Origin of the sequence: Streptomyces sp. NPDC056361 (assembly GCF_042262805.1) — a bacterium.
Lineage (GTDB): Bacteria > Actinomycetota > Actinomycetes > Streptomycetales > Streptomycetaceae > Streptomyces.
The window spans coordinates 1-19692 of record NZ_JBHJQI010000159.1; the positions used below are offsets into that span (position 1 = coordinate 1).

Below are 19692 nucleotides of genomic sequence, written 5' to 3' on the forward strand. Positions count from 1 at the left end.
GTCGCGGGAGCACCGGGCCTCGGCGTCGTGTCCGGCGAGATCCGGAAGGGACGGCCTAGTCCCCGACGACCCCCAGCTGCGCCATGAGCCCGAGCCTGTCGTACTGCCACCAGCCCTCCGCGATCTTCCCGTCGTCCCGGAAGCGGTGGATGACGGTGCCCGTCATGGTCACCTCCATGCCGGTCGGCTGGAGGCCCATGAAGTCGCCGGTGTGGGACCCCGTCCACATCCAGCGCGTGCAGACCCGGTCGCCCTCCGCGATCTGGTCCTCGACGGTGAAGGCGAAGTCGAAACCGCCCCGCCACATCTCCACCTCGCGCCGGACCGCGTCCATGCCGATCACGTCCTGCTCGTTGGCCGGATCGTGGTCGTGGTACCCCTCCGTCATCACCTCGTCCAGCAGCGCCAGCTCCTGCTCGGTGGCCAGCATCTCCATCAGCCGGCGTGCGTTGTGCTTGTACAACGCCTCGTCCCGCACCACGTTCAGGTCCGTGAACGTCGGCATCTCGTCACAGAGCGCCACCATCTCCCGGAAGATCCGGTCCGTCTCCGGCAGCTGCGAGTTCCGCATCGCCACGTCGTACGACGGGAACTCGACGATCTCTACGACGTGCGACGCGTCCGACCGGTCCATCCCGACCATGCTGTGCGTCGCCGTCCGCTTGCCCTTGGTCTGCTCGACCCACTCATCCATGAGCCGATTCAGATCGTCGACCCTGCTGGTCTTGCAGTCGATGATTTGTACGAAAGTCATGGCGCCTCCCGACCGTGGTGGGAACCCTTTCAGTCTAGGTCCGGGGGGCCGGGATGCCCTGGCAGCATGGGGGCATGGAGCGGGGGATCGATGTAGAGAACAGCTCGGGCGTCGTGGTGATCGGCGACGGCAACGAGGTGGTGACCGGCCCGCCTGCGGTCGTCCGCTCGGCGTACTGGGAACAGGTGCGCCGGATCGCCCCCGACGAACTCGTCGGCCGGGAAAGAGAGTTGGCCGAGCTGGCCGCCTTCTCCCGTACCGGCCGCGGCTACTTCTGGTGGCGGGCCGACGCCTGGGCCGGCAAGTCGGCGCTGATGGCGTGGTTCGCCCTCGCCCCGCCGCCCGGCGTGCGGATCGTCCCCTTCTTCATCACCGCCCGCCTCGGCGCCCAGAACGACGCCGCCGCGTACGTCGACGTCGTCCTCGAACAGCTGGCGGAGCTGGCGGGCGAAGGCCTGCCCGCGCTGCTCACCTCCGCGACCTGCGAGGCCCACCTGCTGCGCCTCTACCGCGCCGCCGCCCACGCCTGCGCCGCGCGCGGCGAGCGCCTCGTCCTCCTCGTCGACGGCCTCGACGAGGACCGCGGCGTCACCACCGGCCCGGACGCCCACTCCATCGCCAGCCTCCTCCCCGCCGACCTCCCCGTCATCGTCTCCGGCCGCCCCAACCCGCCGCTCCCCGCCGACGTCCCGGAGCGGCATCCGCTCCGGGACCCCGGGATCGTACGGACCCTGCCGCCGTCCCCGAAGGCCCATGCGATCCGGGTCGAGGCGGAGCGCGAACTGAAGCGCCTCATCGAGGCCGACGGCCTGCCGTACGCGCTGCTGGGTCTGCTCACCGCCGCCGGCGGCGGCCTCACGGCGGACGACCTCGCGGAACTGACCGGCGAGATCCCCTACCGCGTACGCGATGTCCTCCGCACCGGCCCGGGCCGGACCTTCGCCCTGCGGGGCGACGCCTACCTCCTCGCCCACGAGGAACTGGCCGCCGGAGCACGCGAGATGCTCGGCCTACGAGAACTCGACCGGTGCCGCGACGAGCTGCACGCCTGGGCGGAGAAGTGGCGGGGGCGCGGCTGGCCGAAGTCGTCCCCGTCCTACCTCCTCCACGGATACGTCCCGATGCTGCGGGAGTCCGGGGACGTCGACCGGATGCTCGACTGCGCCTTCGACGAGGCACGACACGACCGGCTGCTGGACGAGACGGGGGGCATCGGCGGGGCGTTGGGCGAGATCCGTACGGCGGGCGAGGCGGTGCTCGAAGAGGGAGAGGGGGCCGAGCACGCCGACCTGGTGATGACCATGCTGCGGCTGGGTTTCCGGCGGAGCGAGCTGAACGGGCGCAACGGTAACGCCCCGGTAGAGCTGGCCGCCGCATGGGCAGCGGCGGGGCAGGTGGACCGCGCCGTCGCCATGGTCCGCGGGCGGGGCATGCCCCAGGAGCTCGGCGGGTTGTGCGCGATCGCGGAACGACTCCTGGAGCAAGGGCACCGGGAGCGGGCCGAGGAGCTGGCCGCGGAGGCCGAGGACCTCGTCCTCCGCGAGGTTCGCCAGCGGGACCGTGACCGCATGGCAGCCCGCCTGGTGCCGCTGCTCCTCGCGATCGGTGCGCTCGACCGGGCAGAGTGGTTCGTCCGTGTCGTCGAAGAAGCGAATCAGCGGGGCGGACCTTTGCTGGCGTTGATCGACGCGCTGTGCGCGTCGGGGGCGTCGGAAAGGGCCTTCCTGCTGGCCCGAGCCGAGAGTGACCGGGGCCTGCGAGGGCGGGCCGTTGATCGGGTGAGCAGGGCGCTGCTCGCTGTGGGCCGGGTGGACGACGCCGAGCGTGTTCTGCGGGAGGGCGCAGGGAGGGACGAGGAGTTCGGCATCGTCCTGTTCCTCGACGGTTCCCGGGCACTGAAGGAGGCCGGGCACGGGGAACGAGGCGACGTACTACGTGCCGAGGCGCTGAGTGCCTTCGACGGTAAGGACATTCACCCCTGGAGGGACGAGGTGGTGCGGGCCCTTGTCGCCGTGGGGGAGTTCGATCGACTGGACCAGTGGCACACCAGGGTGTTCGGCGGGCGGATGGGTGGGTACTGGGCGCATGAAATCGCCCTGGCCGGGGCCTGGGACCGGGCGCGTGCGGCCGCCGCCGATTCATCGGCGCCGGTCCGTGACCTTGTCCTGCGCACGGTGGCCGAGGGGCTCCTGGGAGCCGGGCGCATGGACGAGGTGGAGGAGTTGCTGGAGGAGATCGCGCCGGAGAATGCATTCGGGCTGCATAGGGATCTCGCGGCGGCCCGCGTGAGGGCCGGTGACTTCTCCCGGGCCTGGGAGTTGATCGAGGGGCTCGAGGAAGGATTGCGGGGCGGTGTGGTGACCGCGTACGCGAGGGCCCTCTGCGCGCGCGGCCGCCGCGATCTGGCGATGGCCGTGGTGGCCGACGGCGGAAGGACGGGAGCGTTCGCGGGAGTGGGTGTCGCGGATGCTCTCTTGGACGCCGGCGAGCGTTCGACGGCGGTCGGCCTGCTCGCCGCGGCCGAACGCACGCTGCGGATGTTGCCACGGGAACGGATGCCCCGCGTCGTTTCCCGGGTGGCCGCGAGCCTGGCCAGGGTCCCCGGGCAACGGGACACCGCGCGTGCCCTGCTCGACGAGACCGAGCGTGCCGGGGCAGTCGATGCCGTGGTCGGGTTCGTCTCCGCGCTGGCGGCGACCGGGCAGGCGCGCCGTGCGGAACAGCTGGCCTGGAGCCGTCCGACCTGGGAGCGGGTGGACGCCTTGCAGGAAGTCCTCGGGGCATTTGCCGGGGCGGGCGATCACCAGGCTGTGGTGGAGATCGTCGAGCGTGCTGCGAGTGCAGGCCGCATCGACCGTGAATTCCTCCTCACGACGGCGGTGGGCGGCCTGGTGAAGGCAGGCGCCTGGGACCAGGTCGAGCGTCTGATGGTGTTGGAGAAGCCGTATGAACGAGCCCAGCACTGCGCACTGGTCGCGCTGGGGAAGGCGAAGGCCGACTGTGTGGAGGAAGCGGCGGAGTGGCTCGACCGGGCGGAGCATGCTGTGGCCGAAACCTTCCAGGCCAGCGTGGTGCCGGACCTCGTGCGCGCCCAGCTCGCACTGGGGCGGCGCGCGGACGCGGAGCGGCACGTGGAGCGGGCGCGGAGCTCCGTCGGGGGCCCTTACGCGACCGTCCAGGTGGGCTACGTCGCCCGTGCTTTCGTTCTGATCGGCGCGTACGAGGAAGCCGTCGCCTACGTGCGTCAGGCAGCGCCGCCGAACACGGCCGAACGGCTCCTCGTCCTCGCCGGGGAACTCACGGAAGAGGAGGAGTACGAGCGGGCCGCGGCGCTCCTCGCGGAGCTGCACCCGCTCGGCCACGGCTGCGCCCGTGCCTATGCGGACCTCGCCCTGGCCCATCCCGATCCCGTACGCGCGCGCCGGTTCGCCGCGCTGGCCCTGCACCTGGGGGACTGGTCGAGTGTGCTGGACGCGGTCCTGCACGTCGAGCCCGACGCCCTGCCGTCGGTCCTCGCCGAGGCGGACCGGCTGCTGGGCGGTTCGGGCGGCCGGTGGTCGGACCCGGTGGGTCAGGCCGACCTGGTCAGGTCGTCGGCGCGGACCTCCTCAGCGAAGGGCTCGCCCCTCCCGTAGCGGGCGACCTCCTCGATCGCCTGGTCCGTCATGCGGTGGAGTTCGTTGCCGAGGGAGCCGGCGACGTGGGGGGTGAGGAGGACGTTGGGGAGGGTCCAGAGGGGGGAGTCGGGTGGGGGGAGTTCGGGGTCGGTGACGTCGAGGACGGCGTGGAGGCGGCCGGAGAGGAGGTGGGGGAGGAGGGCGGTCTCGTCGACGAGGGAGCCTCGGGCCGTGTTGATCAGGGTGGTGCCGTCGGGCATGGCGGCGAGTTGGGTGGCGCCGATCATGCGGTGGGTGGAGGGGAGTTGGGGGGCGTGGACCGAGATGACGGTGCTGCGGGCGCAGAGTTCGTCGAGGCCGACGAGTTCGGTGCCGGGGGGCGGGGTCGTCACGTACGGGTCGTAGAGGAGGACTTCGCAGTCGAAGGGGCGGAGGAGTTCGATGACGCGGCGGCCGATGCGGGAGGCGCCGATGATGCCGATGGTGCGGTGGTAGTTGCCCCAGGGGGCTGACTCGGTGAGCCAGGAGTCGTCGGTGCGGTGCCGCGCGTAGCGCTGGGCGGAGCGGAGGACGCCCTTTCCGGCGAAGAGGATCGCGGCGAGGGCGTATTCGGCGACGGGGAGGGCGTTGGCGGCGGCGGCGGAGGTGACGCGGAGGCCGCGGTCCCAGCAGGCGTCGGTGATGTGGTGTTTGACGGAGCCGGCGGCGTGGACGACGGCTTTGAGCCGGGGGGCGCGGTCGAGGACGTCGGCGGTGAGGGGGGTCGCTCCCCAGCAGGTGAGGAGGAGTTCGGCCTCGGCGAGGGCGGCGGCGACGCGGGGGCCGGGGGCGGTGAGGTCGTGCGCGACGAGGTGCGGGTCGGTGCGGGTGAGGGCGGCGAGGCGGTCGCGGTGGGCGCCGGTGAGCAGCCGGTCGGCGATGTCGGGGCCCATCGCGAGCAGGAGCGCGGGGCGGTTGTCAGTGGCGGGGTGCATCGTGGGTACCGGCCTTCCTCACTTGACGCTGCCGGCGGTGAGGCCGGCCTTCCAGTGGCGCTGGAGGGAGACGAAGGCGACGACGAGGGGGACGACGGCGAGGAGGGACCCGGTGACGACGAGGGGGTAGAAGTCGGGTTCGGCGTGGGCGTTGCTGTTCCACGCGTACAGGCCGAGGCTCAGCGGGTAGAGCTTCTGGTCGGACAGCATCACCAGGGGGAGGAAGAAGTTGTTCCAGACGGCGGTGAACTGGAAGAGGAAGACGGTCACGAAGCCGGGCATGACCATGCGCAGTCCGATGGACCAGAAGACGCGCAGTTCGCCGGCGCCGTCGATGCGGGCGGCTTCGAGGGCCTCGTCGGGGATGTAGCCGGCGCAGAAGACCCGGGAGAGGTAGACGCCGAAGGGGTTGACGAGGACGGGGATCAGGACGGCCCAGTAGGTGTTGACGACGCCGACCTCGCTGGCGAGGAGGTACATCGGCAGGGCGAGCGCGGTGGTGGGGACGAGCACGCCGAGGAGGACGAGGCCGAAGAGCTTCTCCTTGCCCCGGAAGTCGTAGACGTGGAAGGCGTATCCGGCGGCGACGCTGACGAGGGAGCAGGCGAGGGCGCCGAGGCCCGCGTAGAGGAGGCTGTTGGTGTACCAGCGGAAGTAGACGCCGTCGTTGTACGCGGCGAGCCGGCTGAGGTTGCCGCCGAGGTCGAAGCCCTCGAAGGAGAAGGCGTTTCCGGCGAGGAGGCCGCCGGCGTCCTTGGTGGCTGCGGTGAGCAGCCACACGAGGGGGAAGAGCATGTAGACGACGGCGAGGAGGAGGGCGCCGTTGACGGCCGTCTTGGACAGCCAGCGGTTGGGGGCGCGGTTGCTCATGCCGTCTGCTCCTTCCGTGCCGTGCCCGCCGTGCGTGCGGTGCGTGCGGTGCTCGCCTCGCGTGCCGTGCCCGCCTTGCGCCTGCCGGTGAGGCGGGTGACCGCGAAGGAGAGCAGGGCGGCCGTCAGGGCGAGGAGTGCGGAGGCCGCGGCGGCGAGCCCGTAGTCGTTGCGGTCGAAGGCCGCGGTGTACGCGTACATGTTGGGCGTCCAGGTGGAGGTGACGGCGGAGCCGGTGCCCTTGTTGAGGATCAGCGGTTCGGTGAAGAGCTGGAGGGAGCCGATGATCGTGAAGAGGCCGACCATGGCGAGGGAGGCCTTGACGAGCGGGATCTTGATGGCGAAGGCGATCCGCCAGGCGCCGGCCCCGTCGACGGTGGCCGCTTCGAGGACGGAGCGGTCGATGGCCTGGAGGGCCGCGTAGAAGATGACCATGTTGTAGCCGAGCCATTCCCACAGGGCGATGTTGACGACGGAGGGCAGGGTGCCTGCGGGGGAGAAGAAGTCGAAGCCGATGCCTCCGGCGTCCATGGCCTGGACGACCGGGCTGAGCTGGGGCGTGTAGAGGTAGACCCAGATCAGGGCGGCGATGATGCCGGGGACGGCGTGCGGCAGGAACAGCGCGAGCTGGAAGAAGCGGCGGGCGCGGGCGAGTGCAGAGTCGAGCAGGAGGGCGAGGCCGAGGGCTCCGGCGAGCAGCAGCGGGATGTAGAGCAGGCAGTATCCGAGCAGGACGCCGAAGCCCTCGCGGAAGGCCCGGTCACCCAGCGCCGCGGTGTAGTTGTCGAGGCCGGTGAAGACGGTCTCGGTGCCGCCGAAGCCCAGTCCGGACTGCTTCTCGGTGAAGAGGCTGAGCCAGACCGCGTATCCGATCGGCACCACCATCACCGCGGTGAACAGGAGGAAGAAGGGGGTCAGCAGGATCGTTGCGGCGCGGGTTCGGGCCTTCATGCGGTCAGCCCTCGACCTTCAGGCCGCGCTTGGTGAGTTCGGCGACGGTGGCGTCGTGGCCGGCCTTGACGGCGTCGGCGATGCCGGGGCCGCCCTGGGCGATCTTGCCGAAGTGGTCCTTGATGGTGGTGTTGGTGGTGCCGGTGGTGGGGCCCCAGGACCAGTTGGGGTTGATGGAGGCGCCGGCGGCCTCGAAGAGGGCGTAGATGTCCTGGCCGTCGTAGTAGCCGGCGTCGAAGGCCTTCTTGGCGACCGGGCGCAGGGCGGCGGCGGCGGGGAAGGCGGAGGAGGTGCCGGAGGCGATGCGGGCCTTCACGCCGTCCTCGGTGGTGGACATCCACTCGGCGAAGGTGACGGCCGCGTCCTTCTTCGTGCTGTTCTTGGTGACGGCGAAGGAGGTGCCGCCGAGCATGCCGCTGGCGGGCTTTCCGTCCCAGGTGGGGATGGGGGCGACGGCCCACTTGCCGTTCAGTTCGGGCACGTTGCCCTTGAGGACGCCCGCGCCCCAGGAGGCGCCGAGGTAGCCGATGGTGGTGCCGTTCTTGAGGGAGCCGACCCACTCGGGGCTGAAGGAGGCGTCCTTGTGGACGAGGTCGGCGTCGAGGAGGCCCTGCCAGTAGGCGGTGACCTTGGTGGTGGCCGGGTCGGCGGTGTCGATCTTCCAGGTGTCGTTCTCGGCCTTGAACCACTGGGCGCCGGCCTGCCAGGCCATGGCCTCGAAGGTGGTCGGGTCGTCGGGGAAGAAGGTGGCGAGCCGGGCCTTGGCATCGGCCTTCTTGACCTGCTCGGCGGCCTTCTTGAAGTCGTCCCAGGTCGCCGGGGTCTGGATCTTGTACTTGGCGAACAGGTCCTTGCGGTAGAAGAAGGCCTGCGGGGCGGCGTCGAAGGGGACGGCCCAGGACTTGCCGCCGAGGGTGGTGAGTTCGACGGACTGCGGGAGCAGCTTGGCGCGGTCGGCCTCGGTGAACTGGTCGCCGATGTCCTGGAGGGCGCCGGAGCTCACGAACTCGGGGAGCGAGGAGTACTCGATGGAGACGAGGTCGGGGGCGTTGCCGGCCTTCACCGCGTTGGAGATCTTGGCGTAGCCGCCGGCGGTGCCGGAGGGGATCTCCTCGAACTTCACCTGGATGTCGGTGTGGGAGGCGTTGAAGGCGTCCACGACGTCCTTGGAGCCCTTGGCCCAGCCCCAGAAGGTGATGGTCACGGGTCCGGTCGGCTTGTTCGCGGTGTCGTCACCGCCGCCGCCGCAGGCCGTGAGGACGGCGAGGGCGGTGGCGGTGCCGGCTATGACACGGGACGTTCTGCTCCAACTACGGGTCACGGCTCGACTCCTGGGGGCGGGGCGGCTGGGAGGTTGTGGCCGTGATCCTGTGACCGTTCATGACCGAAGTCAAGAGCGAAAGATTGATTGATCGAAAAAAGAACAGATCGATCGCTCGTCGCACCGCCCGCCGACACCGCCCGCGCCGCTTGCCGACACCACCCACGGCACCCGCCCGTACCGCCCGCGGCGCCCGCCGACACCACCCGCGGCCGACACCGCCCGTCGTGCCCGTCAGTCGCCCCGCGCCCCGCACGAGTCGCGTACCCGCAGCCTCGGCAGCAGGCTCAGATGGCGCCGGGCCGCGTCCTCGTCGGGGCTCTCGGTGAGCCGCTCCACGAGGAGCTCCGTGGCGTGCCGCCCCACCTGCCGCTTCGGCGGCGCGACCGCCGTCAGCGGGGTGTCGGCGAGGGCGGCGACCTCGTCGTCGTACGCGATCAGGGCCAGGTCCTGCGGCACCCGTACGCCCAGCTCGGCGAGGCGCTGCACGATCTCGATCGCGTCCACGTCGTTGTGGACCAGGGCCGCGCCCGCGAGGCCCGAGCGGACCGCGTCGTGCAGGGCCCGCACGGCCCGCTCGAAGCCCTCCGGATCCGCCTCGGCCGGTACGGAGTCGATGACCGGGCGCGGTTCCTTCAGGCCGAGCGTGCCGAGCGCCCCGGCGTAGCCCGCGCGCACCGCGAGCGCGGTCGGGGAGTCCCGCCGGGCCACGAGCAGCGGCGTCGCGTGGCCGAGGGAGAGCAGGTGGCGCAGGGCGAGCAGGACGCCGTGGCCGTGGTCGGAGACGACCCGGTCGAGGTCGTCGAGGGGGCTGCCGGGTTCGGCCCTGCGCTCCAGGAGCACGGCCGGCACCGGGAGTTCCGCCAGCCAGTCCCCGTACGCGAGCCGGTCCTCGGTGCCCCGCCAGCCGGGCGCCACGAGCACGCCCTCGGCGCCGGCCGCGAGGAGTCCCTCGGTGCGGGCGCGGTCCTCCTCGGGCCGGTAGTCCGAGATGCGCAGCACGAGCCGGGCGCCGGCCCGCGCCGCCGCCTCGTGGGCCCCGCGGATGACCTCGGCGAAGTAGTACGTGGCGGAGGGGGCGAGCAGGCCGAGCACCAGGCCCTCGCCCGGTCGTCCGGCGCCGGCGGCGCTCTGTCCCCGCGGCCAGGACACCTGGCCGTGCACCCGGTCGAGCAGTCCCTGCCCGGCCAGCGCCTCGACGTCCCGGCGGGCGGTGACGGGGGAGACCCCGAGGCGCTCGGCCAGTTCGGAGACGCGGGCGGTGCCGCGCTCGCGCACCAGGGCCAGCAGTCGGTCGTGTCGTTCGGCAGCACTCTCGCGCACGGCGCAGTTCCCCCTCGCGGTGGTCGTGATCGGTTCCCGACCCTAGCCCAGAAATGATCGAACGATGAGAGTTTCGATCATTCGCTCCGATAGTCTTGACGTTCGATCGGAGTCTGTCCAGGATTCCCCGCGACGCAGACGTCAGCGCAGGGAGTCCCAGGGAGCATCATGCCCACGCCACCCGAGAACCGTGAGCTCAGCCCGTACACCGGCTGGACCCGTACCCACTGGGAGGCCGCGGCCGACCGACTCCTCCTCGCCGTCCGCCCGTACGCCTCGCCGGGACGCGCGCTGATCGACCTCCCGGGCCCCCGCCCCAGCTGGTCGGGGGCACGCTCCGACGGCCTGGAGGGCTGGGCCCGCACCTTCCTCCTCGTCGCCCTCCGCACCGCGGGCGCCGGGGGCGAGGACCCGCACGGCCACCTCGACCGGTACGCGGAAGGCCTCGCCGCCGGAACCGCGCGGCCCGGGCGGGCGGACCCGGACTCCTGGCCCCTGATGGCCGACACCCGCCAGGCGGTCGTCGAATCCGCCTCGGTCGCCCTCGGCCTCCGCCTCACCCGCCCCTGGCTCTGGGACCGCCTCGACGACGGCACCCGGCAGCGGGTCGCCGAGTGGCTCCTGCCCGCCCTCGGCCCGTCGCCCGTCGACAACAACTGGTGGCTCTTCGGCCTCACCGTCGCCGGCTTCCTCCAGGACGCCGGCGTCGAGACCGACCGCGCCGCCGCCACGATCGACCGCTCCCTCGCCCGGATCGAGGACTGGTACCTCGGCGACGGCTGGTACAGCGACGGCGACAACCGCGCCTTCGACCACTACAACGCCTGGGCCCTGCACTTCTACCCCGTCCTGCACGCCCACCTCGCCGGCGACCGGGAACTCCTCGGCCGCTACGGGCCCCGCCTCCGCGCCCACCTCGACGACTACGTCCACCTCTTCGACGCGAACGGCGCCCCCCTCCCGTACGGGCGTTCCCTGATCTACCGCTTCGCCGCGGCCGCCGCCCCCTGGCTCGGCACCCTCACCGGCCACACCCCGCTCACCCCCGGTGCCACCCGCCACCTCGCCTCCGGCACCCTCCGCTACTTCCTGGACCGGCAAGCCACCGACGACCGCGGGCTCCTCACGCTCGGCTGGCACGGCCCGTACGCGCCCCTCGTCCAGGAGTACTCGGGCCCCGGCTCCCCCTACTGGGCCTCCAAGGGCTTCCTGGGCCTCCTGCTGCCCGCCGACCACCCGGCCTGGACCGACCGGGAGGAACCCCTGCCGGCCGAACGCGCCGACACCGTCCGTCCCGTCGCCCCGGCCGGACTGCTCGTCCAGACCACCGCCGCGGACGGGCTCGTACGCCTCCACAACCACGGCACCAACCACGTGGGGAGCGGGGAAGGGGGCGAGGACGACCCCGGGTACGCCCGCCAGGCCTACTCCACCCGTACGGGACCCACCGCCGCGCCCGACGCCGCCGACAACCACTTCGCCCTGATCGCCGACGGGGAGCCCACCCGGCGCGGCCCCGCCGCCCCGGCCGGCACCGGCCCGGGCTGGGCGGCCTCCGTGCACCGTCCGCTGCCCGGCGTCCGGGTGTTCTCGGCGACGCTCGCGCACGGCCGCGCCGAGGTCCGCGCCCACCTCGTCCTCGACGCCCCGGAAGGGACCCCCGTACGGCAGACCGGCTGGGCCGCGCACGCCGAAGGGCCCGTCTCCCAGCTCCACCCGGTCCACGGCTACGACCCCGGGACCGCCGAACTCGCCACCGGAGCCACCCTCCAGGGCCCGGGCCCCACCCGTACCCCCGCGCTGCACGGCGTCACGCGCGGTCCGGAGAGCCTCTTCGTCGCCCTCGCGTCGCTCACCGCCGAGGCCGCCCCCGCTCCCGTGTCCGGCCTCGCGGACGTCCGGGTCGCCGGCCGCACCCTGCACGTGACCTGGCAGGACGGCACGACCGTGCGACTCCCCTTGGGATAGGCCTACTTCGGCCCGTACTTGCGGCCCGCCTTGGAGGAGACGCCGCCGAGCAGACCGCGCGGCGCCAGCTTCGCCACGCCCATGAGGGCCTTGTAGCGGGGGTCGGGGATGGACAGGGTCTTCCCCCGTTCCAGGTCCGAGAGCGCCGCGGACACCAGCTTGTCCGCGTCGAGCCACATCCAGCCGGGGATGTTGTCCGTCCCCATCCCCGCGCGCTCGTGGAACTCGGTGCGGACGAAGCCCGGGCACAGCGCCATGAGCCGGACCCCGCTGCCCGCGAGGTCCCGCGCCGCGCCCTGGGTGAACTGGACGACCCACGCCTTGGAGGCGCCGTACGTGCCGCGGGGCACGAAGGCCGCCACCGAGGCGACGTTCACGACGGCGCCCCGGCCCCGCTCCCGCATCGAGGAGGCGGCGGCCGAGGTCAGCCGCAGCACCGCCTCGCAGTGCACCGTGAGCATCTTCAACTCGTCGGCCATGGAGACTTCGAGGAAACGGCCCTTGTTGCCGAAGCCGGCGTTGTTCACGAGCAGGTCCACCGGCCGCTTCGGGTCCGAGAGGCGGGCCTCGACGGAGGCGATGCCCTTCTCGTCGGCGAGGTCGGCGGAGAGCACCTCGGCCTCGATGCCGTGCCGGTCGTGCAGCTCGGTGGCCTGCTCCCGGAGCCGCTTCACGTCCCTCGCCACGAGCACGACATCGTGGCCGTCCGCCGCGAGTCTCCGTGCGAAGGCGGCTCCGATGCCCGCGGTGGCGCCTGTGATCAGTGCAGTCGTCATACGGGCACGGTAGTGCCCCCGCCGAGCGGCTACGGAGCGGCGTCCGCCCCGCCGTCCGCCCCCTCGGCCGCGCCGCCGTCCGCTCCGCCCCGCCCGTCGCCGTAGGCGTCCGCGTACCGGCGGGCCAGCGCGAGCAGCCCCGACTCCATCCACTCGGCGGCGGCCAGGGTCTCGGGCAGCAGGGTGCGGTCGGCGGTCGCGGCGTGGTGCAGGAGCGCGACGGTGACGTGGTGGTCGGGCCGGTGCACGACCGCGATCGGGTCGCCGGCCCGGATCTCGCCGGGCTCGATCACCCGCAGCAGCGCGCCGGGTCCGGCCGGCGACTGCGTGAACCGCTTGACCCATCCCTTCTCCCCGACGAAGCCGGCGAACGTACGGCAGGGGATGCGGCCGCCGGTGACCTCGAGGACCACGTCGTCGCCGATCCGCCAGCGCTCCCCGATCAGGGCCCCGTTGACGTCGAGGCCGAGGGTGGTGAGGTTCTCGCCGAAGGAGCCGTTGGCCAGCGGGCGGCCGAGTTCGGCCTCCCACCGGTCCAGGTCCTCACGGGCGAAGGCGTACGCGGCCCGGTCGCGGCCGCCGTGGAAGCGCAGGTCGCAGACGCTGTCCCCGGCGAGGCCGCCGGCGCCGACGCCGGGCGGCCCCGGGTCCTCGATCCGTACGGGTCCGTCGACGGGGCGCTTGTCGATGCCCGTCGTCCCCGACGCGGAGTCGGTGTACTCCACCGCCCGGGCACGGCCCACATTCACACTCAGCAAGGTCATGGCGGCACCTTAAGGGCATCCAACCCAAAGTCGTGGTCGAATTTTCCCCGCTGAACCCAAGATTCGCTTATGCTTGGGCGCATGATCGAGGCACGCCACCTCCGCGTCCTGCGCGCCGTCGCCGCCACCGGCTCCTTCTCGGCCGCCGCGCGCGAACTCGGCTGCACCCAGCCCGCCGTCAGCCAGCAGATGAAGGCCCTCGAAGCCTCCGCCGGCACCCCGTTGCTGATCCGCACGGGACGCGAGATGCGCCTCACCCAGGCCGGCGAGGTCCTGGTGCGGCACGCCTCCGGCATCCTGGCCGGGCTCACCGCCGCCGAGGAGGAGGTCGCCGCCATCGCGGGGCTGCGGGCCGGCCGCGTCCGCCTCGTCTCCTTCCCGAGCGGCAGCTCCACCCTCGTCCCCACCGCGCTGGCCGCGCTGCGGGCCGCGCACCCGGGCACCCGGGTCTCCCTCGTCGAGGCGGAACCGCCGCGCTCGATCGAGATGCTCCGCGAGGGCGACTGCGACGTGGCCCTCGCCTTCCGCTACGGCGCGGGGCAGGCCGAGTGGGACGACCTCGTCGTCAGGCCGCTGCTCGCCGACCGGCTCGTGGGCCTGGTGCCCGAGGGGCACCGGCTCGCCGGCGCGGACGCTGTCGGCATCGCGGAACTCGCCGACGAGTCCTGGATCGCCGGCTGCCCGCGCTGCCGCCGCCAGCTCGTGGACGTCTGCGAGGAGGCGGGCTTCACCCCCCGCATCGACTTCGCCACCGACGACTACCCGGCGGTGGTGGGCCTGGTCGGCGCCGGCCTCGGCGTGGCCGTCCTGCCGGAGCTGGCCATCGAGTCCGTACGCCCCAAGGGTGCGCGGACCGTGACCGTCGAGCCCGCCGTGGAGCGCGAGATCGTGGCCCTCACGCTGCCCGACCTGGCCCAGGTCCCGGCCGTCGCCGCCACGCTGGACGAACTGACCCGGGCAGCCGCACGCCCCTAGGGGGTGCCTTCCCGATCATGCCGGGCTCGCGGCGTGACACCCCTGGAGGGCGCGCACCGAAAGGGCCGGCCGCTCCTGGGCGTGCGGCGAGCCGGACCGGGCCGCCACGCACGCGTAGGTGCCGCCCGACGCGCGCGTGGGCGTGGCCGCCGGCTCGTGGCCTAGTTGCAGAAACGTTCCTTCACATGCGCTCCGCGATCGGCCGGCCCGCGGCCGCCGATGTCGTCATGGCTGTCATGGGAGTCATGGACGCCGTGCCCGTGGCGGACGTGGCCGACGCGGTCGTCGGCGCCGCCGAGATCAGGCGGTTCCGTGCGCGTCCCATGAGCTCTTCGCGTTCGTCCTCGGTGAGGCCGCCCCATACGCCGTAGGGCTCCCGTACGGCGAGTGCGTGTGCCGCGCACTCCGCGCGTACCGGGCACCGCATGCAGACCTCTTTCGCCGAGTTCTCACGCGCACTCCGTGCCGCGCCGCGCTCTCCCTCGGGGTGGAAGAACAGGGAGCTGTCGACTCCGCGGCAGGCCGCGAGCAGTTGCCAGTCCCACAGATCGGCGTTGGGTCCGGGAAGGCGGGAGAAATCTGCCATTGCGCTTGTCCCCTTGAAACCGTGTCGAACGGATAGGTGGGCGGGTGGATGGCTGATCGGCGGGGCTCCTCCGGGTCCCCGTCAGGTCTGGGTCGCACATCTACTGTCGAAGTAGATGTAAATATGACTCATTGCGAATCTAGCCACAGACACTGCGAAAAGGGAAGAAAACCCGCTAAATGGGGCATAGCTTTCGATGAAGGACGGATGACCTGCGGCGCTCTCCTCCGTGTGCGGACCCTCACGTAGAGTGCCGAAGGCCGCCGTCCGACCCGTAACTCTTTCGAGTGACCGTCGTTGAGAGTGCGGAGGCGGTTGAAGGAAGAAGCGATCGGGCAGGTGTCCGAGAGCGTCAATCGCACAGGTGACGATTACGTACAGCCCTGGAGGCTCAAGGTGACGCGCTACAGCTGCGAGAGCCGCGGAGGTCAGGCATGACATCCGTCCTCGTCTGCGACGACTCCCCGCTTGCCCGAGAGGCGCTCCGCCGGGCGGTCGCGACCGTGCCCGGCGTCGAGCGCGTGACCACCGCGGCCAACGGCGAGGAAGTCCTCCGCCGCTGGGGCGCGGACCGCTCGGACCTGATTCTGATGGACGTACGCATGCCCGGTCTGGGCGGCGTGGAGACCGTCCGCCGGCTGCTCTCCGCGGACCCCGGCGCCCGCATCATCATGCTCACGGTCGCCGAGGACCTCGACGGCGTCGCCCTCGCGGTCGCCGCGGGTGCGCGTGGCTATCTGCACAAGGACGCCTCGCGCGCCGAACTGCGGGCCACCGTCACCCAGGCGCTCGCCGACCCGACCTGGCGGCTCGCCCCGCGCCGCCTCCGTTCGGCCGAGATGGGCGCCGCGCCCACCCTCACCGCACGCGAGATCCAGGTTCTCGAAGGCATGAGCCACGGCCGGTCCAACGCGGAGATCGGGCGCGAGCTCTTCCTCTCCGAGGACACGGTCAAGACGCACGCCCGGCGCCTCTTCAAGAAGCTCGGCGCGTCGGACCGGGCCCATGCCGTCGCGCTCGGATTCCGCTGGGGCCTGGTCCGCTGAACCCCAGGTCACCCGCCATGTCCCCGTCCGAGTCCGCGTCCGTCGCGGGGCGGACGGGGTCGGCTTGTGTCACTTCCCCGCCGGATGACGCATCCTTGAGATGTGGAGTTCCTCGGGGACGAGTCGATCGAGCGGGAGGGGAGGGCGCGGGAGATGAGTTCCGGCGCACCTACTCATAACGCTTCGGTGCACAACTACGGACGCGGTGCCGCGGACGCGGAAGCGTCGGGGCACCATGGAGCGATGCGCGACGACGAGACCGTGAGGTCCCCCATGCCTGCCGGGCAGGGGGAGATCGGCGCGCTCGTCGGCCGCGCGGTCGACGGCGACGCGCAGGCGACGCACGACCTGCTCGCGCGGGTGCACCCGCTCGCCCTGCGGTACTGCCGCACCCGCCTCAACCGGCTGCCGGGCGACGCCCGGCACTTCGTCGAGGACCTGGCCCAGGAGGTCTGCGTCGCCGTCCTGATGGCGCTGCCGCGCTACAAGGACACGGGCAGGCCCTTCGAGGCCTTCGTCTTCGCCATCGCCGGACACAAGGTCGCCGACCTCCAGCGGGCCGCCATGCGGCACCCGGGGTCCACGGCCGTGCCCTCCGACGAGATGCCCGAGCGGCCCGACGACTCCCTCGGTCCCGAGGAGCGCGCGCTGCTCAGCGACGACGCCGAGTGGGCCAAGAAGCTGCTCGCCAACCTCCCGGAGAACCAGCGCGAGCTGCTGGTGCTCCGGGTCGCCGTCGGGCTGACCGCCGAGGAGACCGGGCAGATGCTCGGCATGTCCCCGGGGGCCGTCCGGGTCGCGCAGCACCGCGCGCTCAGCCGGCTGCGGGCCCTGGCCGAGCAGTAAGACTCGCCGGGGCTCGTCGTCCCTTTCGTACACGTGTGAACGTCCAAAGCTTTCCACTGATCTTGATCGTGGAATGAGACACGGCTCAAGCCCGTTAGCATGGACATCCCGCACCGATCAAGGCCATTTGGGAAGGTGTCATGACTGCCAACGTCGACGGAGTGCCCGAGAAATTCGCGACACTCGGGCTGACCTACGACGACGTGCTGCTCCTGCCGGGCGCGTCCGAGGTCCTCCCGAACGCGGTCGACACCTCGTCCCGCATCTCGCGCAACGTCCGTGTCAACATCCCGCTGCTCTCGGCGGCGATGGACAAGGTCACCGAGTCCCGCATGGCGATCGCCATGGCCCGGCTCGGCGGCGTCGGCGTGCTGCACCGCAACCTTTCCGTCGAGGACCAGGTCAACCAGGTCGACCTGGTCAAGCGGTCCGAGTCCGGCATGGTCACCGACCCCATCACGGTGCACCCGGAGGCGACGCTCGCCGAGGCCGACGCCCTGTGCGCCAAGTTCCGCATCAGCGGCGTCCCGGTCACCAACCCGGACGGCAAGCTGCTCGGCATCGTCACCAACCGCGACATGGCCTTCGAGAGCGACCGCAGCCGTCAGGTCCGCGAGGTCATGACGCCGATGCCGCTGGTCACCGGCAAGGTCGGCATCTCCGGCGTCGACGCGATGGAGCTGCTGCGCCGCCACAAGATCGAGAAGCTGCCGCTGGTCGACGACGAGGGCGTCCTCAAGGGCCTCATCACCGTCAAGGACTTCGTCAAGGCGGAGAAGTACCCGAACGCCGCGAAGGACTCCGAGGGCCGCCTGCTCGTCGGTGCCGCCGTGGGCGCCAGCCCCGAGGCGCTGGAGCGCGCCCAGGCGCTCGCCGCCGTCGGTGTGGACTTCCTGATCGTCGACACCTCGCACGGCCACAACAGCAACGCCCTGAGCTGGATGTCGAAGATCAAGTCCAGCGTGAACGTCGACGTGATCGGCGGCAACGTCGCCACGCGTGACGGCGCGCAGGCGATGATCGACGCCGGCGTCGACGGCATCAAGGTCGGCGTGGGCCCCGGCTCGATCTGCACCACCCGCGTGGTCGCCGGCATCGGCGTCCCGCAGGTCACCGCGATCTACGAGGCCTCCCTCGCGGCCCGTGCCGCCGGCGTCCCGCTCATCGGCGACGGCGGCCTGCAGTACTCCGGCGACATCGGCAAGGCGCTCGCCGCCGGCGCCGACACCGTGATGCTCGGCAGCCTCCTCGCGGGCTGCGAGGAGTCGCCCGGCGAGCTGCTCTTCATCAACGGCAAGCAGTTCAAGTCGTACCGCGGCATGGGCTCGCTCGGCGCCATGCAGTCCCGCGGCCAGGGCAAGTCGTACTCGAAGGACCGCTACTTCCAGGCGGAGGTCACCTCCGACGACAAGCTCGTGCCCGAGGGCATCGAGGGCCAGGTGCCCTACCGCGGCCCGTTGGCCAACGTGCTGCACCAGCTCGTCGGCGGTCTCCGCCAGACCATGGGCTACGTGGGTGCCGCCACCGTCGCGGAGATGGAGTCCAAGGGCCGGTTCGTCCGGATCACCTCGGCGGGCCTCAAGGAGAGCCACCCGCACGACATCCAGATGACGGTCGAGGCGCCGAACTACAGCAGGAAGTAACACAGCGCGACGCGTGGGGGCGGTTCCGGCATGTGGCCGGAGCCGCCCCTCACGCTTGTGTCGGGGATACTGGTAGGCGCAGACGTAGAGGGAAAGGCCACACATCGTGACTGAGATCGAGATCGGGCGCGGCAAGCGCGGCCGCAGGGCGTACGCGTTCGACGACATCGCCGTCGTCCCGAGCCGGCGCACCCGGGACCCGAAGGAGGTCTCGATCGCCTGGCAGATCGACGCCTACCGATTCGAGCTGCCGTTCCTGGCCGCCCCGATGGACTCGGTCGTGTCGCCGCAGACCGCCATCCGGATCGGCGAGCTGGGCGGCCTGGGCGTCCTGAACCTGGAGGGTCTCTGGACCCGTTACGACGACCCGCAGCCGCTGCTCGACGAGATCGCCGAGCTGGACGAGGCGACCGCGACCCGCCGCCTGCAGGAGATCTACGCCGCGCCGATCAAGGAAGAGCTGATCGGGCAGCGCATCAAGGAGGTGCGCGACTCCGGTGTCGTGACCGCCGCCGCGCTCTCCCCGCAGCGCACCGCGCAGTTCTCCAAGGCCGTCGTCGACGCCGGCGTGGACATCTTCGTCATCCGCGGCACGACGGTCTCCGCCGAGCACGTCTCCGGCGCGTCCGAGCCGCTGAACCTCAAGCAGTTCATCTACGAGCTCGACGTCCCGGTCATCGTCGGCGGCTGCGCCACGTACACCGCGGCCCTGCACCTGATGCGCACCGGCGCCGCGGGTGTCCTCGTCGGCTTCGGCGGCGGCGCCGCGCACACCACCCGCAACGTGCTGGGCATCCAGGTCCCGATGGCGACCGCGGTCGCCGACGTGGCCGCGGCCCGCCGCGACTACATGGACGAGTCGGGCGGCCGGTACGTGCACGTCATCGCCGACGGCGGTGTCGGCTGGTCCGGCGACCTGCCGAAGGCCATCGCCTGCGGCGCCGACTCGGTCATGATCGGCTCCCCGCTCGCCCGCGCCACCGACGCCCCCGGCAAGGGCCACCACTGGGGCATGGAGGCCGTCCACGAGGACGTGCCGCGCGGCAAGCTCGTCGACCTGGGCATCGTCGGCACCACCGAGGAGATCCTCGCGGGCCCGTCGCACACCCCCGACGGCTCCATGAACTTCTTCGGCGCCCTGCGCCGCGCCATGGCCACCACCGGCTACAGCGAGCTCAAGGAGTTCCAGCGCGTCGAGGTCACCGTCGCGGACGCCCAGCACAAGCGCTGACGCCCGTCTCGTTCTCGTACGCGAAGGGGCCCCGCACCGTCCGGTGCC

At 71.9% G+C, this 19692-nt stretch carries 15 protein-coding genes and 1 pseudogene; 7 read left to right on the forward strand and 9 right to left on the reverse strand.

Annotation, left to right across the window (positions count from 1 at the left end; all coding sequences use genetic code 11):
• Positions 1-55: 55 nt before the first annotated feature.
• Positions 56-754, reverse strand: a complete 699-nt coding sequence (locus ACFCY7_RS34335) for an ester cyclase (RefSeq protein ID WP_376489992.1) — start codon at positions 752-754, stop codon at positions 56-58.
• Between the two features lie 74 nt (positions 755-828).
• Between ACFCY7_RS34335 and ACFCY7_RS34340 the strand changes: the two genes are divergently transcribed.
• The gene (locus ACFCY7_RS34340; protein WP_376489993.1) at positions 829-4389 is read left to right on the forward strand and encodes a hypothetical protein; all 3561 of its coding nucleotides are present in this window, start codon (positions 829-831) and stop codon (positions 4387-4389) included.
• Here ACFCY7_RS34340 and ACFCY7_RS34345 read toward each other — a convergent pair.
• From ACFCY7_RS34345 to ACFCY7_RS34365, 5 genes are all read right to left on the reverse strand, one after another.
• The gene (locus ACFCY7_RS34345) at positions 4326-5345 is read right to left on the reverse strand and encodes a hydroxyacid dehydrogenase (protein WP_376489994.1); all 1020 of its coding nucleotides are present in this window, start codon (positions 5343-5345) and stop codon (positions 4326-4328) included. The two genes, ACFCY7_RS34340 and ACFCY7_RS34345, sit on opposite strands and share 64 nt — an antisense overlap.
• A gap of 18 nt (positions 5346-5363) precedes the next feature.
• On the reverse strand, positions 5364-6215 hold the full coding sequence (locus tag ACFCY7_RS34350) for a carbohydrate ABC transporter permease (RefSeq protein ID WP_376489995.1): 852 nt from the start codon (positions 6213-6215) through the stop codon (positions 5364-5366).
• Positions 6212-7165 (reverse strand): carbohydrate ABC transporter permease, encoded by a 954-nt coding sequence (locus tag ACFCY7_RS34355; RefSeq protein ID WP_376489996.1) that lies wholly within the window; start codon positions 7163-7165, stop codon positions 6212-6214. The genes ACFCY7_RS34350 and ACFCY7_RS34355 overlap by 4 nt, the downstream gene beginning before the upstream one ends.
• 4 nt (positions 7166-7169) lie before the next feature.
• Positions 7170-8486 carry an ABC transporter substrate-binding protein gene (locus ACFCY7_RS34360; protein ID WP_376489997.1) on the reverse strand — a complete coding sequence of 439 codons (1317 nt, stop codon included), beginning with the start codon at positions 8484-8486 and terminating at the stop codon, positions 7170-7172.
• A 234-nt stretch (positions 8487-8720) separates the two neighbouring features.
• Complete coding sequence (locus tag ACFCY7_RS34365; RefSeq protein WP_376489998.1) at positions 8721-9809, reverse strand: substrate-binding domain-containing protein; 1089 nt, start codon at positions 9807-9809, stop codon at positions 8721-8723.
• Between the two features lie 168 nt (positions 9810-9977).
• Here ACFCY7_RS34365 and ACFCY7_RS34370 point away from each other — a divergent pair, with 168 nt between their 5' ends.
• Entirely contained in the window at positions 9978-11777 is a 1800-nt protein-coding gene (locus ACFCY7_RS34370) for a DUF2264 domain-containing protein (protein ID WP_376489999.1), read from the forward strand.
• A 2-nt stretch (positions 11778-11779) separates the two neighbouring features.
• Here ACFCY7_RS34370 and ACFCY7_RS34375 read toward each other — a convergent pair whose 3' ends face one another.
• On the reverse strand, positions 11780-12553 hold the full coding sequence (locus ACFCY7_RS34375) for an SDR family NAD(P)-dependent oxidoreductase (protein ID WP_376490000.1): 774 nt from the start codon (positions 12551-12553) through the stop codon (positions 11780-11782).
• 29 nt (positions 12554-12582) lie between these two features.
• Positions 12583-13317 (reverse strand): MOSC domain-containing protein, encoded by a 735-nt coding sequence (locus tag ACFCY7_RS34380; RefSeq protein ID WP_376490001.1) that lies wholly within the window; start codon positions 13315-13317, stop codon positions 12583-12585.
• A gap of 81 nt (positions 13318-13398) precedes the next feature.
• On the opposite strand from ACFCY7_RS34380, the gene ACFCY7_RS34385 reads away from it, so the two are divergent.
• Complete coding sequence (locus ACFCY7_RS34385) at positions 13399-14292, forward strand: LysR family transcriptional regulator (protein WP_376490002.1); 894 nt, start codon at positions 13399-13401, stop codon at positions 14290-14292.
• A gap of 256 nt (positions 14293-14548) precedes the next feature.
• On the opposite strand, the pseudogene ACFCY7_RS34390 reads toward ACFCY7_RS34385, so the two are convergent.
• Positions 14549-14878: pseudogene (locus ACFCY7_RS34390) on the reverse strand (WhiB family transcriptional regulator); the annotation flags it as partial.
• Between the two features lie 434 nt (positions 14879-15312).
• Here ACFCY7_RS34390 and ACFCY7_RS34395 point away from each other — a divergent pair.
• The 4 genes from ACFCY7_RS34395 (at position 15313) to ACFCY7_RS34410 (ending at position 19644) form a co-directional block, all read left to right on the forward strand.
• Positions 15313-15924: a response regulator transcription factor gene (locus tag ACFCY7_RS34395; RefSeq protein ID WP_003948568.1), complete on the forward strand. Its 612-nt coding sequence runs from the start codon at positions 15313-15315 to the stop codon at positions 15922-15924.
• Between the two features lie 243 nt (positions 15925-16167).
• Entirely contained in the window at positions 16168-16770 is a 603-nt protein-coding gene (locus ACFCY7_RS34400) for a sigma-70 family RNA polymerase sigma factor (protein WP_026058283.1), read from the forward strand.
• A 140-nt stretch (positions 16771-16910) separates the two neighbouring features.
• Positions 16911-18413 (forward strand): IMP dehydrogenase, encoded by a 1503-nt coding sequence (gene guaB, locus ACFCY7_RS34405; protein WP_376490003.1) that lies wholly within the window; start codon positions 16911-16913, stop codon positions 18411-18413.
• 106 nt (positions 18414-18519) lie between these two features.
• The gene (locus ACFCY7_RS34410; RefSeq protein ID WP_376490004.1) at positions 18520-19644 is read left to right on the forward strand and encodes a GuaB3 family IMP dehydrogenase-related protein; all 1125 of its coding nucleotides are present in this window, start codon (positions 18520-18522) and stop codon (positions 19642-19644) included.
• The last annotated feature ends 48 nt before the right edge of the window (positions 19645-19692 follow it).

Coding starts and splice junctions, on each gene's coding strand:
- ACFCY7_RS34335 (WP_376489992.1), bottom strand. CDS start 754: ATGACTTTCGTACAAATCATCGACTGCAAGACCAGCAGGGTCGACGAT.
- ACFCY7_RS34340 (WP_376489993.1), top strand. CDS start 829: ATGGAGCGGGGGATCGATGTAGAGAACAGCTCGGGCGTCGTGGTGATC.
- ACFCY7_RS34345 (WP_376489994.1), bottom strand. CDS start 5,345: ATGCACCCCGCCACTGACAACCGCCCCGCGCTCCTGCTCGCGATGGGC.
- ACFCY7_RS34350 (WP_376489995.1), bottom strand. CDS start 6,215: ATGAGCAACCGCGCCCCCAACCGCTGGCTGTCCAAGACGGCCGTCAAC.
- ACFCY7_RS34355 (WP_376489996.1), bottom strand. CDS start 7,165: ATGAAGGCCCGAACCCGCGCCGCAACGATCCTGCTGACCCCCTTCTTC.
- ACFCY7_RS34370 (WP_376489999.1), top strand. CDS start 9,978: ATGCCCACGCCACCCGAGAACCGTGAGCTCAGCCCGTACACCGGCTGG.
- ACFCY7_RS34375 (WP_376490000.1), bottom strand. CDS start 12,553: ATGACGACTGCACTGATCACAGGCGCCACCGCGGGCATCGGAGCCGCC.
- ACFCY7_RS34380 (WP_376490001.1), bottom strand. CDS start 13,317: ATGACCTTGCTGAGTGTGAATGTGGGCCGTGCCCGGGCGGTGGAGTAC.
- ACFCY7_RS34385 (WP_376490002.1), top strand. CDS start 13,399: ATGATCGAGGCACGCCACCTCCGCGTCCTGCGCGCCGTCGCCGCCACC.
- ACFCY7_RS34395 (WP_003948568.1), top strand. CDS start 15,313: ATGACATCCGTCCTCGTCTGCGACGACTCCCCGCTTGCCCGAGAGGCG.
- ACFCY7_RS34400 (WP_026058283.1), top strand. CDS start 16,168: ATGCGCGACGACGAGACCGTGAGGTCCCCCATGCCTGCCGGGCAGGGG.
- guaB (WP_376490003.1), top strand. CDS start 16,911: ATGACTGCCAACGTCGACGGAGTGCCCGAGAAATTCGCGACACTCGGG.